Annotated in this window: 12 protein-coding genes; 10 read left to right on the forward strand and 2 right to left on the reverse strand. The window is 64.5% G+C overall.

The window, feature by feature from the left end; all coding sequences use genetic code 11:
- The first annotated feature begins 64 nt into the window (after window positions 1-64).
- The 9 genes from ACW73L_RS05830 (at window position 65) to ACW73L_RS05870 (ending at window position 11954) form a co-directional block, all read left to right on the forward strand.
- A complete protein-coding gene (locus ACW73L_RS05830) occupies window positions 65-2437 on the forward strand; it encodes an arylsulfatase (protein WP_498920640.1) in 2373 nt (790 codons plus the stop codon).
- Entirely contained in the window at window positions 2434-3312 is an 879-nt protein-coding gene (locus ACW73L_RS05835; RefSeq protein ID WP_498920641.1) for a hypothetical protein, read from the forward strand. The genes ACW73L_RS05830 and ACW73L_RS05835 overlap by 4 nt, the downstream gene beginning before the upstream one ends.
- A 207-nt stretch (window positions 3313-3519) precedes the next feature.
- Window positions 3520-4008, forward strand: a complete 489-nt coding sequence (locus ACW73L_RS05840) for a glycine zipper family protein (RefSeq protein WP_498920642.1) — start codon at window positions 3520-3522, stop codon at window positions 4006-4008.
- Between the two features lie 79 nt (window positions 4009-4087).
- Window positions 4088-4783, forward strand: coding sequence for a DUF2490 domain-containing protein (locus ACW73L_RS05845; RefSeq protein WP_498920643.1), 696 nt, complete (start codon window positions 4088-4090; stop codon window positions 4781-4783).
- 51 nt (window positions 4784-4834) lie between these two features.
- Entirely contained in the window at window positions 4835-6022 is a 1188-nt protein-coding gene (locus ACW73L_RS05850; RefSeq protein WP_498920644.1) for a hypothetical protein, read from the forward strand.
- 62 nt (window positions 6023-6084) lie between these two features.
- Window positions 6085-8004, forward strand: coding sequence for an esterase/lipase family protein (locus ACW73L_RS05855; RefSeq protein ID WP_498920646.1), 1920 nt, complete (start codon window positions 6085-6087; stop codon window positions 8002-8004).
- A gap of 11 nt (window positions 8005-8015) precedes the next feature.
- Window positions 8016-9026, forward strand: a complete 1011-nt coding sequence (locus tag ACW73L_RS05860; RefSeq protein WP_498920647.1) for an Lnb N-terminal periplasmic domain-containing protein — start codon at window positions 8016-8018, stop codon at window positions 9024-9026.
- Between the two features lie 41 nt (window positions 9027-9067).
- Window positions 9068-10150 carry a hypothetical protein gene (locus tag ACW73L_RS05865; protein WP_498920649.1) on the forward strand — a complete coding sequence of 361 codons (1083 nt, stop codon included), beginning with the start codon at window positions 9068-9070 and terminating at the stop codon, window positions 10148-10150.
- 31 nt (window positions 10151-10181) lie between these two features.
- Window positions 10182-11954, forward strand: coding sequence for a mechanosensitive ion channel family protein (locus tag ACW73L_RS05870; RefSeq protein ID WP_498920651.1), 1773 nt, complete (start codon window positions 10182-10184; stop codon window positions 11952-11954).
- 9 nt (window positions 11955-11963) lie between these two features.
- On the opposite strand, the gene ACW73L_RS05875 is transcribed toward ACW73L_RS05870, so the two are convergent.
- Together ACW73L_RS05875 and ACW73L_RS05880 are read right to left on the reverse strand one after the other, a co-directional pair.
- A complete protein-coding gene (locus tag ACW73L_RS05875; protein WP_498920653.1) occupies window positions 11964-12449 on the reverse strand; it encodes a hypothetical protein in 486 nt (161 codons plus the stop codon).
- A gap of 4 nt (window positions 12450-12453) precedes the next feature.
- Window positions 12454-12858 (reverse strand): hypothetical protein, encoded by a 405-nt coding sequence (locus tag ACW73L_RS05880; protein WP_498920654.1) that lies wholly within the window; start codon window positions 12856-12858, stop codon window positions 12454-12456.
- Between the two features lie 344 nt (window positions 12859-13202).
- On the opposite strand from ACW73L_RS05880, the gene ACW73L_RS05885 reads away from it, so the two are divergent.
- A complete protein-coding gene (locus ACW73L_RS05885; protein WP_498920656.1) occupies window positions 13203-15524 on the forward strand; it encodes an alpha/beta fold hydrolase in 2322 nt (773 codons plus the stop codon).
- Window positions 15525-15551 lie beyond the last annotated feature (27 nt).

Below are 15551 nucleotides of genomic sequence, written 5' to 3' on the forward strand. Positions count from 1 at the left end.
CCGGAACAACACGCACCCCAGGCCGGCACTACCGTCGAACCACCACCTCCAAGGACTTTACCGCATGGATATGACCGTCTGGCTACGCGCGAGCGCGTTGATGCTGCTCGGATTTCACGGCGTGTTGATCGCTGCGCCGGGTCCGATTCCGCAGCATGCCGCGCATCGCGTCGACCGGACCGTGCTGCCGATTCCCGAGCCGAAATACGCCCCGATCAAGACGCTGGACGCGCGCAATGCCAAGCCGCCTCCGCGGTTCGAGGTCAAGGCCCCCGAGGGCGCGCCGAATGTCGTCATCGTGCTGCTGGACGACATGGGTTTCGCGGTGCCCGGAACCTTCGGTGGGCCGGTGCCGATGCCGACGCTGGACCGGCTGGCCCAGGGCGGCCTGCGCTACAACAACTTCCATACGACCGCGCTATGTTCGCCGACCCGGCAGGCGCTGAAGACGGGCCGTAACCACCACACCGGCAACACCGGCTCGATCATGGAAACGGCGACGGCCTTTCCTGGGGATACCGGTGTGCTGCCGGGCAGCGTCGCCCCATTGGCGGAGATCCTCCGGCACAACGGCTACAGCACGGCGGCCTTCGGCAAATGGCACGAAACGGCACCCTGGGAAATCAGCGTGTCGGGGCCGTTCGCGCGCTGGCCGACCCTGCAGGGTTTCGACAAGTTCTACGGCTTCATGGGTGGCGAGACCAACCAGTGGGCGCCGTCGATCTATGACGGGGTCACGAAGGTCGAGCCGCCTCGCAAGCGGGGTTATCACTTCACGGAAGACATGACCGATCAGGCGATCGCCTGGGTGCGCTACCAGCAGGCGCTGACGCCCGACAAGCCGTTCTTCGTCTATTACGCACCGGGCGCCACGCATGCGCCGCACCACGTCCCCAGGGTATGGGCCGACAAGTTCCGGGGCCGGTTCGATAAGGGTTGGGACCGCCTGCGCGAGGAGACGCTGCAACGCCAGATCGAACTTGGCATCGTACCGCCCGGCACCCCGCTCGCTTCCAAGCCCGAGGCCATCAAAGACTGGGATGCGCTCGGAGCCGATGAAAAGCGCCTGTTCGCGCGGCAGGCCGAAGTCTACGCGGGCTTTGCCGAACATACCGACCACGAAGTCGGCCGGCTGGTCGATGCCCTGGCAGCCCTGGGCGAACTGGACAATACCCTGTTCGTCTACATTTCCGGCGATAACGGCGCCAGCGCCGAAGGCGGCATGTCCGGCCTTTTCAGCGAGGGAACCTATTTCAACGGCGTACAGGAGACGGTTCAGGATCAACTCAAGCATCTGGACCAGTGGGGCGGACCCGAAACCTACCCGCACATGGCTGCCGGCTGGGCGGTTGCCTTCGACACGCCCTTCCGGTGGACCAAACAGGTCGCCTCCGATTTCGGTGGTACGCGCAACGGCATGGTGGTCCATTGGCCCAAGGGCATCCACGCAAAGAACGGCCTGCGCAGCCAGTTCCATCACGTGATCGACATCGCGCCGACGGTGCTGGAAGCGGCGCACCTGCCGGAACCGAAAGTCGTCAATGGGGTCAAGCAGGCGCCGATCGAGGGGGTCAGCCTGGCCTACACCTTCGACAATCCGACGGCCCGGGATCGGCATCTGACGCAATATTTCGAAATCTTCGGCAATCGCGCCATCTACCACGACGGGTGGTTCGCCGGCACGGTGCACCGGGCCCCTTGGGAAGCGACGAACCGGCACCCGCTCGACCAGGATGTCTGGGAACTGTACGACGCCCGGCATGACTTCAGTCTGGCGCGCGATCTGGCGAAGGACAATCCGAAGAAGCTCGCCGAGATGCAGCAGCGCTTTCTCGCGGAAGCGGTCAAGTTCAACGTGCTGCCGCTGGACGATCGCTTTCTGGAGCGCCTCACGGCCAGCGCGGTGGGCCGGCCGGACGTCATGGCAGGGCGGACCCGGCTGACACTGGGCGAAGGGATGACCGGCATGATGGAAAACGTGTTCATCGACGTGAAGAACCGTTCGCTGAGCATCACCGCCGACGTGCAGATTCCGGACGGCGGCGCCCAGGGTGTCATCCTGGCGCAGGGCGGTCGTTTTGGCGGCTGGAGCCTGTACCTGAAGGACGGCAAGCCGGCCTACACCTACAACTATCTGGGCCTCGAGCAGTTCACGGTGATGGCGCCGGATGCGCTGCCCGCCGGCAAAGCCACGTTGCTGCTCGATTTTCAGTACGACGGCGGGGGTGTCGGCAAGGGCGGTACCGGCGTGCTGTCGGCGAATGGTCGCAAGCTGGCGGAAGGTCGCATCGAACATACGCAGCCGCGTATCTTCTCGGCCGATGAAACCGCCGATGTCGGCGTGGATGACGCGACGCCCGTGGTCGATGGTATCGGCGAAGGCAGCGCGACGCGCTTCACCGGCAAGATCGACCAGGTCACCGTGGAGGTCCGATGAGGGTTCGTAAGGAGAGTAGCGAAATGGCGCGGCAAGGGAATCGAGCAACACCGCGGCTTTGCTGCGCATCCATGGTTTGCGCGCTAACGCTCGTCGCCGCGACCGGCCACTGCGCCGCGGATGAGCCTGCAGCCAAGGCCAACGCCGGCGAAACCAGCCCCTGGTCGTTCAACCTGACTGCCTACGCGTGGTTGCCCGGCGTCACCGGCAACTACAGCGCCGGGCCGCTGAGCAAATCGGTGGACGTCAATTTCATCGACATCGCGGGAAAGCTCAGCTCCGTACCCCTGGCCTTCATGGGGCGGTTCGAAGCGCACTACGAGCGGTTCGGCTTCTATCTCGACGGCAACTACATGGATCTCGATTTCAAGGACAAGTCGGGGCCACGGGGATTGGCCAGCGTCGGTCTGTCCACCCAACTGGGTCTGATGGACTACGGTGTCATGTACCGGCTGTTCGGGCCATCGCCGGCCGATCACTCGAACTGGCAGGGCATGGCTCATTCCAACCGCCTCGACGTCTATCTCGCCGGTCGCACGCTGTGGCTGACGAATACGCTGGACCCGAAGCGTCTCGGCCAGCGGACCAGCAACGCGACGGTGACGGCGCCATTGATCGGCGGCCGCTTCGGTATCGATCTCAGTCCGGACTGGTTCGTGATGGCCGACGGGAATCTGGGTGGCTTCGGTGCCGACGATGTCAGCTTCACCGGGACCCTGCAGGGCCTCGTCGGTTACCGCTTCCAGGTCGGCGATGTACCCAGTTCGGTCGAACTCGGTTATCGCGCGCTGCGCATCTCGACCGAGCCCAATCCGCGCATGGAAACCAACACGACACTGAATGGCCCGTTCGCCGGGTTCACGGCCCACTGGTGACCGGCGGGACCAGCGCTCCGTCGGCGGGATACACGATCGGAGTGCGCGGGTGTGGACGGCAGGCGGTGTATATGGCGCTGTGCCGCGATCCTGCGAACTGCAATGCCTTTGCGCAAGGCGCCGAGGTTCAGCAGGTTCTCCCGGCCACCTCGCAGTGAGCGCGGGTTCCGATTTTACCTTGCCTGATTTCGATAAGGAGGACCTCCCATGTGCCCAAAGATCCGGTCTCGCCGTTGCCCGGTCGCCCTGCTGATCGCAATGTTCTCATTCACCGCGTCCGCTCTGGCCCAGCAACCGTTCGTCTACCCGGCCAAGGGTCAGAGCCCGGAAAAGATGGCGCGCGACAAGGCGGAATGCCAGGGGTGGGCAACACAGCAGACCGGGTTCGACCCGATGAAGGACGCGACGGCGCAGCCCGCGCCTTCTCAGCAATCGCAGCGGGGCGGTGTGCTGCGCGGAGGCGCCCGCGGGGCGGCCGCTGGAGCGGCAATCGGTGCGATTGCCGGCAATGCCGGGGAGGGGGCTGCCATCGGCGCCGCGTCGGGTGGGCTCATGGCCGGAGCGAAGCGGCGGCAACAGCAAAAGGCCGAGCAACAAGCTCAGGCCCAGCAGGCGCAGGCGCACTCGGAACAGGTCGGCAATTTCCAGCGCGCCTACGGTGCCTGCCTGAAGGGACGCGGGTACAGCGTGGAATAATCCGGCCGCCGGCTTTTGGCTTCGGGTAACATCGGAATTCGAGCGCGACCCATCATCCCCCGTGATCCGTCGAGGTTCTGTGCAGCGCCTCGTGCCGTGCCTGTGGGCATTGCTGATATGGTCAGGCTGGGCCGCGTGCTTGCCCTTTCAGGACTTTCAGATATGGACGGCGATTACGGCCAAGGGCACGCTCGGCCTGGTGGACCCCGCGACCAACCCCATCCGCTTCTGGCTGGAGGGCCAGGGACGCTACGGGAACGATTCGACCACGCTGTCACAAGGCATCCTGCGGGCCGGTGTAGGCTATGCGCTCAATGACCACAGCAGCCTCTGGCTCGGCTATGCCTACGTACCTACGATGCAGCCCTTCACAAACCAAAGCCGCAATGAACAGCGCTCGTGGCAGCAGTATCTGTGGAGTACGCATAGCGAAAGCGGCCAATGGAATCTCAGGACCCGCCTCGAACAGCGCTACCGGCCCGATGATAATTCGAAGGTCGGCTGGCGATTCCGCCAGCAGGTCAAGTTTTCGCAACCGATCCCGGCCTGGGCGGGCTGGAGCTGGGTCCTCTCGGACGAATTGTTCATCAACGTGAACCGCACGAGCTACACCAATGAGGGTTTCAATCAGAACCGCATTTTCTTCGGCCTGGCGTACCGCTTGAGCGCATCGACGCACACCGAAGTCGGCTACCTGAACCAGTTCAGCAACCGCGACGGGGCGCCGAATCAGTTGCATCACATCCTGTCGCTGGCGCTCTATCTCGATGACTGAGCGACCGACACGCCCCTCTGCCCTTTCCCCAGACTTTCCGACCTGGCTGCCGTGACACACGAACCCGAACCGATCGTCTTTCCCCTTGGGGCTTCTGGCCCGTTTCATCGCCTGCAAGCAGCGCTCCGGCTGCTCGACCATGAGCGCCCGGCGATAGGGCGGCGCGTCCTGGCCTGCATCGCGATCACCTGGGTGCCGCTGGTCCTTCTGTCCTGGTGGCAGGGTCTCGCTCCCCCTGCGGATGCGGCCACGGCCTCGGTCATGACCCACATCGCGACCTACGCGCGTTTCCTGGTCACGCTGCCACTGCTGATCGTGGCGGAGAACTCGGTGCGTCCCCAGTTGGAGCAAGCCTTGAGCCATGCCGTAACCTCGGGCCTCGTACCGAAAGCCACTTACGGGCGTTTCGTCGACATCATGATGCGCGCGCTGCAGGCCCGTGAGTCGACGGCAGCCGAAGTGGTGGTCCTGGCGCTCGCGTTTGCGACCTCTCAGATCTCCGTGACCGTCGCGACCCATGGCCATCATGCGAGCTGGATCCATGTCGGACCGGAGCTGACCTGGGCGGGTCGCTGGTACGCCTGGGTCAGCCTGCCGCTGCTGCAGTTCATGATTTATCGCTGGTTCTATCGCTTGTCCTTGTGGTGGCGCGTGATGTTCGGGCTGTCGCGGCTCGATCTGAACATCCTTCCCGGCCACCCCGATGAGCGCGGCGGCCTGGCATTCCTGGGGGATTCGGTCCAGGCCTTCGCGCTGCTGGCCCTGGCGTTTGCCGGTGCCGCTGCCGGTTCGGTCGCCGATTTCGTGCTCAACGAGGGCGCACCGCTCGGTGAACTGAAGGGCTTCATCGCCGGGGCCGCGCTGGCGATCCTCGGTCTGTTTCTAGGACCGCTGTTCGCCTTTTTCCGGCCCGCGTACCGAGCCAAGGACGAGGCGCTTATCCGCTACGAAGCCCTGGCCCAGCAGCACTGGCAAACGTTCACCGACCGATGGCTGGAAGCGGCCCCGCGTGAGCCCGCGTCCGAGCACGGCCGCGAGCCGGAGTTTTCGCCACTTGCCGATCTCGCCACCCTCGTCAAGGGCGCGCGGGAGATGAAGACCCTACCCATCACGAAGGAAGGGGTGCTGCCGCTCGTAGTGGCCATCATCCTGCCATTCCTGCCGCTCCTCGCCACGGTGTTTCCGCTCGACGAACTCCTGGCCGGGATGGTCCACGTGTTTCTGGGCAAGGCGGAATAAGCAACGGCAAGCCCGCGAGGTCACCGCGGAATCCACGATTCAGACAACATGAGGAGCAACACTTGATCGCATCGCAGCCGGTCCCGATGGACGCGTCATTCCTAAACCGACTGGTCGCACTGAGCCTGGCGTGTGTCGCCTTGACCCTGGGGGGCTGCGCCACCCCGGTCGGTGTCGAGCCGGTCGACATTCCCACCGCCTACCGTATCCAGAACGAGAGTGCTCTGTCTGCCGAGCAACCCTCCGAGGCGTCCAAAACGGTGCTACGGCGACAGGGGCTGCTGGACCGGTTCGGCGAGCAACCCGAGGCCGTGCTGGCGGACTTGCACCGCAATCTGAAGCCCGCGGATGATGAGGATCGCCTGTTCGCGTTGGCGGAACTGTCCTTCCTGCAAGGTCAGCGCGCCGACGACCGTCGCTGGTTCCTCGCGTCGGCGGTGTATGCCTGGGCCCTGCTGTTTCCGGGCGATGGCGCGGGACCCCAGCTCGACCCGGCCGATCCGCGCTACCGGCAGACCTACGACCTTTATAACCAGGCCGTCGCCCACGGCTTCGCGGATGGTCGCGATGGCGACGAGGTCCACCTGAAGCCGGGTGTGTTTCCGCTGCCTTTCGGCCAATTGCGCGTGAGCCTGGATCCGTCCGGGATGACCTGGGGCGGCTATAGGCTCGACCGCTTCGTCCCGACGACGACGCTGGAAGTCCGCGGACTGCGGAATCGCTATCACAGTCCGGGTCTGGGCGCACCGCTGGCCGCGAGCCTCGCCGCCGGCCAGGCAGCGTCGAACCTGCCCGGCGCGGACCGGCTCGGTGCCCGCGTGAAGGTGCCCGTAACCGCCTTGCTGCGCCTCGAACATGCCCGGAACGATCTGGCCCGCGGCCAGATTGCGGGTCGCCTCGAGCTGTACGCCGCGGATCAGGTCTCGACGGTCTCCGTCGACGGACGACAGCAGCGTCTGGAATCCGACCCCACCGCGGCGCTCGCCTTCCAACTGGAAGGCAACCCGATCTACGACCTCGAAATCGCCGGTTTCCTGCGCAACGGGGCCTTCCGCGGCTCGATTCCGAAGGATCGGGCACAGGACGGTCTGTTCACGCTCCATCCCTACCGGCGCGGGAAGATCCCCATCGTACTGGTGCACGGCACGGCTTCCAGCCCGGCGCGCTGGGCGGAGCTGGTCAATGAACTCGAAGGCGACCCCGAAATCCGGGAGCACTACCAGATCTGGGTGTTCTTCTACGATTCCGGTAACCCCATTCCCTACTCGGCTGGCCGCCTGCGGGTTGCGCTGGCGGACACGCTCAAGGAACTCGATCCCAAGGGCACGGATGCGGCGCTGCACCGGATGATCGTGATCGGACATAGCCAGGGCGGCTTGCTGACCAAGCTAACGTCCATCGACAGCGGTACCCGGTTCTGGGACCGCATCAGCGACAAGCCGCTGGACCAGGTCAAGGTCGATCCGGAGACACACGCCTTGTTGCAGCGCTCGTTTTTCTATACGCCGCTGCCGTTCGTCGAACGCGTGGTGTTCATGTCGACGCCCCACCACGGCGCTTTGCTCGCCACGGGCCGGGTCGGGGCGGTCGCGGCCTGGCTGGTCACGCTGCCGGTGGATTTGTTCAGTCGGGCTTCGCAGGCGGCCACGCTGAGCGGGGATGAGAAACTGGTGCAATTCCTGCGGCGGCCGCCCAACGCCATCGACAACATGAACCCGGATAATCCGGGGATTCAGATGCTCGCGGCGATCCCGGTCGACCGGCGCATCAAGGCGCATTCGATCATCGCGGTGAAGGGCGGTGGCCCCAAGGAAGAGGGCGATGACGGTGTCGTCGCGTACCGCAGCGCCCACATAACGGAGGCCGTGTCCGAACTGGTCGTCGACTCCGGGCATAGCGTGCAATCGACCCCCGAGGCAATAGAGGAAGTGCGGCGCATACTGATGGAGCACTTGGCGTCGCCGGCTGCGCCGCGTCAATGAGGCGGGGTCACGTGGCAACGACGGTGGGCTGGGTCCTGTGTGGCCTGGCCGTGGCCATTGCGCTTATCTGGAGCACTCTGGCGGTCTACTATCTGGCGCCGGGCCCGGAGTCCGCGCGCACCGTCGCCGCCGGTATTCTTGGCGTGCTGAGCGGCGCGGTGATCAGTGCACTGGTCGTGCGTCGCACCCGCTGGTGGGCCCTGGGCGGCTGCGGAGCGCTGTTCGCCGTTGCCTTGGCACTGTGGTTCGGCACCCGGGCCTCCAATGACCGCGACTGGCAGCCGGAGGTGGCCGTGCTGCCGTATGCGACTTTCGATGGCGATCTAGTGACCGTGCACAACATCCGGAATTTCGACTACCGCAGCGAAACCGACTTCACGCCGGCCTATTACGACCGGACCTTCGACCTGCGACGTCTGGACCGGCTCGACCTGTTGGCCTCGTACTGGATGGGGCCCGACATCGCGCATTTGTTCCTGAGCTTCGGCTTCGGCGAGGCACACCTGGCCGTCTCGATAGAGGCGCGCAAGGACCGCACGAAACCTTATGCGACCCTACCCGGCTTCTTCCGTCAGTACGAACTCGTATATATCGCCGGCGACGAGCGCGACCTGATCCGTGTCAGAACGAATTACCGCAAGGATCCCCCGGAGCAGGTCTACCTGTTCCGACTCACGGGGCCGATCGAGAATGCGCGCCGCATCTTCGTGGATTACTTGCGCGATATGAATACCTTGCGAGATCATCCGCGTTTCTACAATACGCTGACCACCAACTGCACGACGATGATCCTGGCGCACACGGCCGTGAACCCCGGCCATCTTCCGTACTCATGGAAGATTCTCGCCAGCGGCCATGCGCCCGAATATGCCTACGAAAACGGTCGTCTCGACTCAAGCATTCCGTTCGAGCAACTGATGCAGCGCGCTCATATCAATGCCGCGGCCCAGGCGGCCGACCAGTCTCCGGATTTTTCGCAGCGGATCCGGGCCGCGGCAGACGGCACGGCCGCCGGCCCCTGACCATCGCTCATCTTTTGCCAGTCCGGATGGCCCCTGTGTTCGTGAAGCGACAACCACTGCTGTTCATGACGATCGCGGTACTGCTCGACGGTTGTCATTCGTTCGGCCCCGACGGGCTGAAAGGTACGCACCCTCTCTATAACGAGGCGATCAACGCGAGCATGAACGAGCAGTTCGTGCAGAACCTGGTGCGTCTGCGCTACCGCGATCCGACATATTTTCTCGATGTCTCGAATGTGGCCGCGACGCTGAAGCTGGAAATGACCGGCGGTCTGGATCAGACCGCTTTTGGGCTCAGCGGCAGTGCGAGCGACATCCTGCAACTCAGCGCCAGCGCCGGCTATTCGACGCAGCCAACCATCTCCTATGCGCCGCTGCAAGGGGAGAGCTTCGTCAAGAGCGTGCTGAGTCCGATCCCGCTGGAAGCCTTGTTCGCCTTGGCGGAGTCCGGCTGGAACCCGCGGCGGGTATTCGGCCTGTGCGTGGAGCGGATCAACGGACTCGAGAACGCGCCGTCCGCGTCCGGTCCTACGCCCGATCTGGCACCCGAGCACGACGGTGGTTTCCGGCGGCTCATGCGCCTGCTGGACGAGGTCCGCGGCCAGCAACTGATCATCCCTCGTCTCGACTCGGAGGGCAAAGAGCCCCGGCTGGAAATCCGGTCCGACGCGAAACACGCCGACACGATTCGGGAGATCAAACAACTGCTCGGCCTGGATCCGACGCTCGAGAATTACCGCCTCAGCGGCGAATTTCTGCGGCACGACCCGGACACGGTCTCGATCCGCACACGGTCCCTGATGAGCATCTTTTTCCTGCTGTCGCACAGTGTCGATGCGCCGTTGTCCCACAAGTCGGCCGGGCTGGTGACGGTGACGCGCGGCCCGGCCGGCGCTGAATTCGACTGGCGGCACACGCTGGGCGGCAAACTGTTCCACATCCGGCAAAGCGAGGACCGCCCGGACCTCGCCTTTCTATCCATCCCGTATCGCGGACACTGGTTTTACATCGCCGACAACGACCTGGAGTCGAAATCCACCTTCATGCTGCTGACGCAGTTGTTCCGCTTGCAGGCGGGTGCCGCGAAATCCATTTCACCGGCGTTGACGATTCCCTTGCGTTAGAGTCTTGCGTTTCTCGTCATCGAGGCCCTTCATGAAGCATTCCTCTGCATCGCACCATCGCCGGCGCGGCGTGCGCTGGGCCGTGTGGTTGTGGCTCCTGGTCAGTGCCTGCGGGATCGTGCGTGCGCAGGACTTTCCGGATGTCGACCGGTATCCGCTGTCATCTGTGGATACCTCCAGCCCGCGGGCGACGCTGCACAGCTTCATCGATTTCATGAACCGCTCGTACGCGGACGGCTACATGGTCGTGCGCGCCTACCTGGCGTCGCCCCGGCTGTTTCCAACTCCGGAGGAAATGGCGACCATCCGTCTGGGACAGAACATGTTGCGGCTGGCCGAGCGGGCGCTCGATTTCAGCAGCCTGCCGCCGGCCACGGTCACGCAGTCGGCGCATCGACTCACGATCCAGTTGAAGGAAGTCCTGGACCGCATCCCTATACCGCCCTTTGAATCGATCCCGGATGCCGCCGCGATGGCGAACGCCGAGTTCAAGCGCTGGACCCTCCCTGGGACCGAGATTCGCATTAAGCGCATCGAAACCGGGATCAGGGCCGGTGAGTATCTGTTCGGTCCGGAAACGGTCAGCCGCATTCCCGAGTTCTACGAACGGATCGAGCACCTGCCCTACAAGCCCGGCAGTTCGGAGGGGCTGTACGGCCTTACGGCCTACAGCCCGACCGGTCTGGCCCTGGCACTGGAACCCTGGGTCCCGCCGCGCTGGTTTCTCGCCCTGCCGGAATGGGCCTTGTCGCCATTCCTCGAACAGCCGCTTTGGCGCTGGGCGGGCATCGTGGTCGTGCTCGGCATCGGGCTGATGTTCTTTCGACTGTCCTACCGGCTTCGCCACCGGTGGCGACATGCCGGAGGGCGCGGCGCCAACTGGAGCAGTCTGCTGCGCCCGATCACGTTGATGCTGGTCACTCCGGCCGCGGCCGTGGTACTCGACGAGGTGTTCAAGGTGTCCGGGTTCGTCGGCAAGGCGCTGACCCTGTCCCTGTGGACACTGTTCTTCCTTGGCGCCACCTGGCTCGTCTGGGTCCTCGGCTCGGCGATCGCCGAGGGGGTCATCGCGGTCGAGCGTCTACGCTCCAGCAGCATCGACAGTCAATTGATCCGGCTGGGCCTGCGCCTGCTGACGATCATTGCCGCGATCGCGATCCTGATCGTGGGCGCGGACCAGATCGGGCTGCCGGCCTATTCGGTGGTGGCCGGACTCGGTGTCGGCGGTCTGGCCGTCGCGCTGGCCGGACAGCAGACGCTGGCGAATCTCCTCGGTTCCGTGATCATCATGCTGGAGAAGCCGTTCTCGATCGGTCAGTGGATTAAGGTCGATGGCGTCGAGGGGACGGTCGAGGACGTCGGTTTTCGCAGCACGCGGATCCGTACCGCTTACGACTCACTCGTGACGATTCCGAGCAGCGAACTCGTCAGCAGCACGATCGACAACCACGACCGCCGCCGGCACCGCGAGGTCAAGACCGTCCTCGGGCTGACCTACGACACGACACCTGAGCAACTGGAAACCTTTGTCGCCGGGGTCCGACAGCTGCTGCAGGAGCATCCAGGCGTTCGCAAGGACTCGGTGCAGGTCGCCTTCTTCGACTACGGCCCGAACAGCCTGGATGTCCTCGTCAAGTTCCTCGTTCGCGCGCCGGACCGAGCGGCCGAGTTGGCGGAACGCCAGCAGGTGCTGCTGGCGATCCTGCGTCTCGCGGAAACCCATGGCGTCCGCTTCGCCTTTCCGACGCAGACCCTGCATGTCGAAAGCCTGCCGTCCGAAGCGGGTCGCCGCCCGCCGAGTTGAGCCAGGGCATCAGTTTCGCACCGGCGTGGAAGGCACCGGCTGTGCCGGACTGAGGGTCCCCGGTTTGGGGGTGGCTCCCGGCTTGAGTTGATCCAGATCGTGGCGCATGAGCCGGTCGCGGGCCAGATCGCCGGCGCGGTTACCCTCGACCACCACGTGCTGGGTGAAGACCGAGATCGGGAACAGCATGCTGATCGCCGTGATGACCCCGTCCGAAACGGTATCACGGGTTTGTGCCCGCGCCTCGACCAGGTGTTCCTTGGCGATGATCTCCGACGGCTGTACCGGCCATAACGGCAACGCCCCGTAGAGCAGGTAGAAGTTCTTGTACTCGGTTCGGTAGCGAGCGAGTTCATCCTTGGCGAGCAACCGGACCGTCTGGTTGTCCGGCGCCTCCAGTCGTGTCACGAAACAACCGTTCAAGGCCATCGCGAGGGCCGTCAGCATGCCGGCACGCCGCAGGTTTCGATAGGAACAGCGGGACATCGGACGCATCGTGCTACTCCTTGGCGGTCGGTGTCGCTGCGGACGTCGGTCCGGGATTTCCCTCGACGACCAGCGTGCGCCGCGGAAACCCGACGGGGCCGCTGAAGAAACTGATGAACCCGTCCGCGAAGGTATTGACCATGCGGATCCGGGCCTCCGTCAGGTGGTAACGTTCGATGATCGTCGCGGCATGGGTCTCGGGCTCGTGGAAGGGTTCGTTCCCCCACCACTTGAACCAGACGACCTGTTCGTCGCGGATCTGCGCCGGCTTCTTGGCCGGCATCAAGTTCACCTGCGCGCCGCGGGGCGCATCCAGGTAGATGTCGCCGCAACCGGACAGTAGCGCCGCGAACACCAGCAGTGCAGCGCTCAACCGGATGCCCGACGAGGCGTGAAATCCCTGGGGTATTCTTGTCATAGCGTCTTGTTCCCTACTCCGGTCACGGGTCTTTGCATCGGCGCGTCCCGCATGAATCGCGATGTTACCCGGCCGGCCGGGTCGTTGGAAAGCGAGCGCGAGATAAACTCCCGTCGGAGCCAGTCCCCCGATCGCCGACTGTCAAAGGGAACAGCCAGGCCCGGTCCTGCGTACCGTCACTCGCTTGCCTGTGCGCTGCATATAGCCTGTGCACCTGGGCAGAAGGGTGCCTGTGCGCCGCGTGACCGCCGTCGAGCGCCGGCGGGAGCGCTAAACGCGAAGCGCGTTTTGCAGTCTAATGAGCGTAACCGCTTCGCGCGTGCCCCACGCGATGAGGGTCTGCGATGGTATCCCGTCCGGCATACGCTTCGCCCGAAGACTACGCGATCGACACCGGCCTCTATGACTGGTCGGCGCGGGTGTTTCGGGTCATCCGAAAATTCCTGCGTGTCGATATCCAACTGCGTGGGAAAGACCGGCTTGGGCCCGGTGACATTTTTGTTTTCAACCATTTCTCGCGCTTCGAAACCTTCATTCCCCAGTATCTGATTTACGAGGCGACCGGCGCATTGAGTTGTGCCGTTGCCGCTCCGCAATTCTTCCGGGACGATGATCTGCTGTGCCGTTACCTGAGCCGGGTCGGCGTCGTGCCTACCGATCATCCGCGCCTGTTTCCGCTGCTCGCCACGCAGGTGTTGAGGGGGTGCAAGGTCGTGATCTTTCCGGAGGGCGGCATGGTCAAGGACCGCCGGGTCGTAGACAGCCGTGGCCACTACCGCATCTATTCGCAGTCGACCGGACGCTACCGCAAACAGCACACCGGGCCGGCCGTTCTGGCCCAGGGTATCGAGGCGTTCAAGGCGGCGATCCGCACTGCCTACGCGCGGCGGCAGCATGAACTGCTGGCCCGGTGGAGCGACGACCTGAAGCTCGACGGCATCGGATCCTTGCTGGCGGTCGCGATGAAGCCGACCTCGATCGTGCCCGGGAGCATCACGTTCTATCCGATCCGTTCGTCCGACAACTGGCTGCGGCAGTTGGTCGAGTTGTTCTCGCAGGGTCTGAGTCTGCGGCAGGTCGAGGAGCTGACTATCGAGGGCAACATCCTGCTGCGGGACACCGACATGGACTTGTGTCTCGCGCCGCCGATCATCGTCGATGACGCCGCTTTCCGCCGACCGGCATGGCTGGCCGACATGCCGCGCCCGGCACCCGTCAGCCTCGACGAAGTGTTCGAAGGCTTCGAGGCGCCGAGGGGGCTGGTTGCGCGCCTGGTGACGCGCCGCTTCAAGGAGTACGCAGCCGTCATCCGCGACCGATACATGGCGGACATCTACCGCTCCACGACGATCAATCTTAGTCACCTGGCGTCGGCACTGATCATGCAGGCGGTCCGCTCGGGACAGACGTCAGTCGAGCGGGGCTGTTTCCTGAAGACCCTGTATGTCGCGATCAAGAACCTGCAGGCCTGCCCCCACATCAATCTGCATCGCAGCCTGCTGAATCCGGAAGACTACGAAGGGCTGCTGCAAGGCCGGGGGGATCGTTTCGAAGGTTTCCTTGCCATGGCCACGACAGCGGGGCTGCTGGCCATGGAGGGCGAGACCTTGCGGTTCTTGCCCAAGGTCGCCGCCGAGCAGGATCGCGACGCGATCCGAATGGAGAATCTGATCGCAGTGTACGCCAACGAGGTGGCGCCGTTGCCGGAAGTCGGCGCCATGCTGGCGGAGATCCGGGAGCAGTGTGATCGGCTCTCGGATCAGGCGCTTGCACGGTGGTGCTTCGATGACGAATGCCGTGCGCTGCAATGGAGCCGGGACCATCGCCCGCAGCCCCGCGATGCCGCCGTAGACGCCGAGGAGACTGCGACCGCTGAGGCCACCCCGTTTCTACGCTTCCCGGAGCGGCCCGGCGATCTCGGAGTCCTGCTGATTCACGGGTTGCTCGCCAGTCCCGCTGAACTCGCCGCTTATGGTGACTACTTGCTGGGGCGCGGCTACACGGTGCTGGGCGTGCGCCTGAAGGGACATGGGACCTCGCCGCGGGACCTCCAGCAGCGCTCCTGGCAGGACTGGTATGCCTCGGTCGAGCGCAATCTGCGTATTCTGGGCGCCTTCTGCAGCCGCATCGTCGTGGTCGGGTTCTCGACGGGTGGTGCGCTTGGGCTCCTGCTCGCCGCGCGGCATCCGCAGACGATCAGTGCCGCGGTCGCCGTGGCGGTGCCGGTCAAGTTCAGAAACCCGGTGCTGATGCTCGTGCCGCTGGTGGCAGCTGGCAACGAACTGCTCAGCTGGGGCTCGGGTTCGGGCGGGCTGAAGCCATTCGTGGTCAATCCGTCGGAGCATCCCCACATCAATTATCGGCGTGTCCCGATTAGGGCCCTGGCCGAACTGAGGCGACTCATCGCCGAGTTGGAGCGCTCCGCGGACGCTATCGCCCAGCCGGTGTTGCTGCTCCACGGCGACGCCGATCCGATCGTTCTTCCCGACAGTGTGGAGCCGTTGCTGGACTGGCTCGGGAGTTCGGATAAACAGGTTGCCTTCGTGCCCGCGACGCGCCACGGCATACTGATGGAAAACATCGGTGGCGCCTGGGGTGTCATCGACGGGTTTCTGGCGGCGCGGGGGCTTGTGCCCCCGATACCGCATTGCATGACTGAGCGCTGATCGGCCGGTCGGCCTTTGTGTGGCCTG

The sequence above is a fragment of the Methylolobus aquaticus genome (assembly GCF_054172105.1).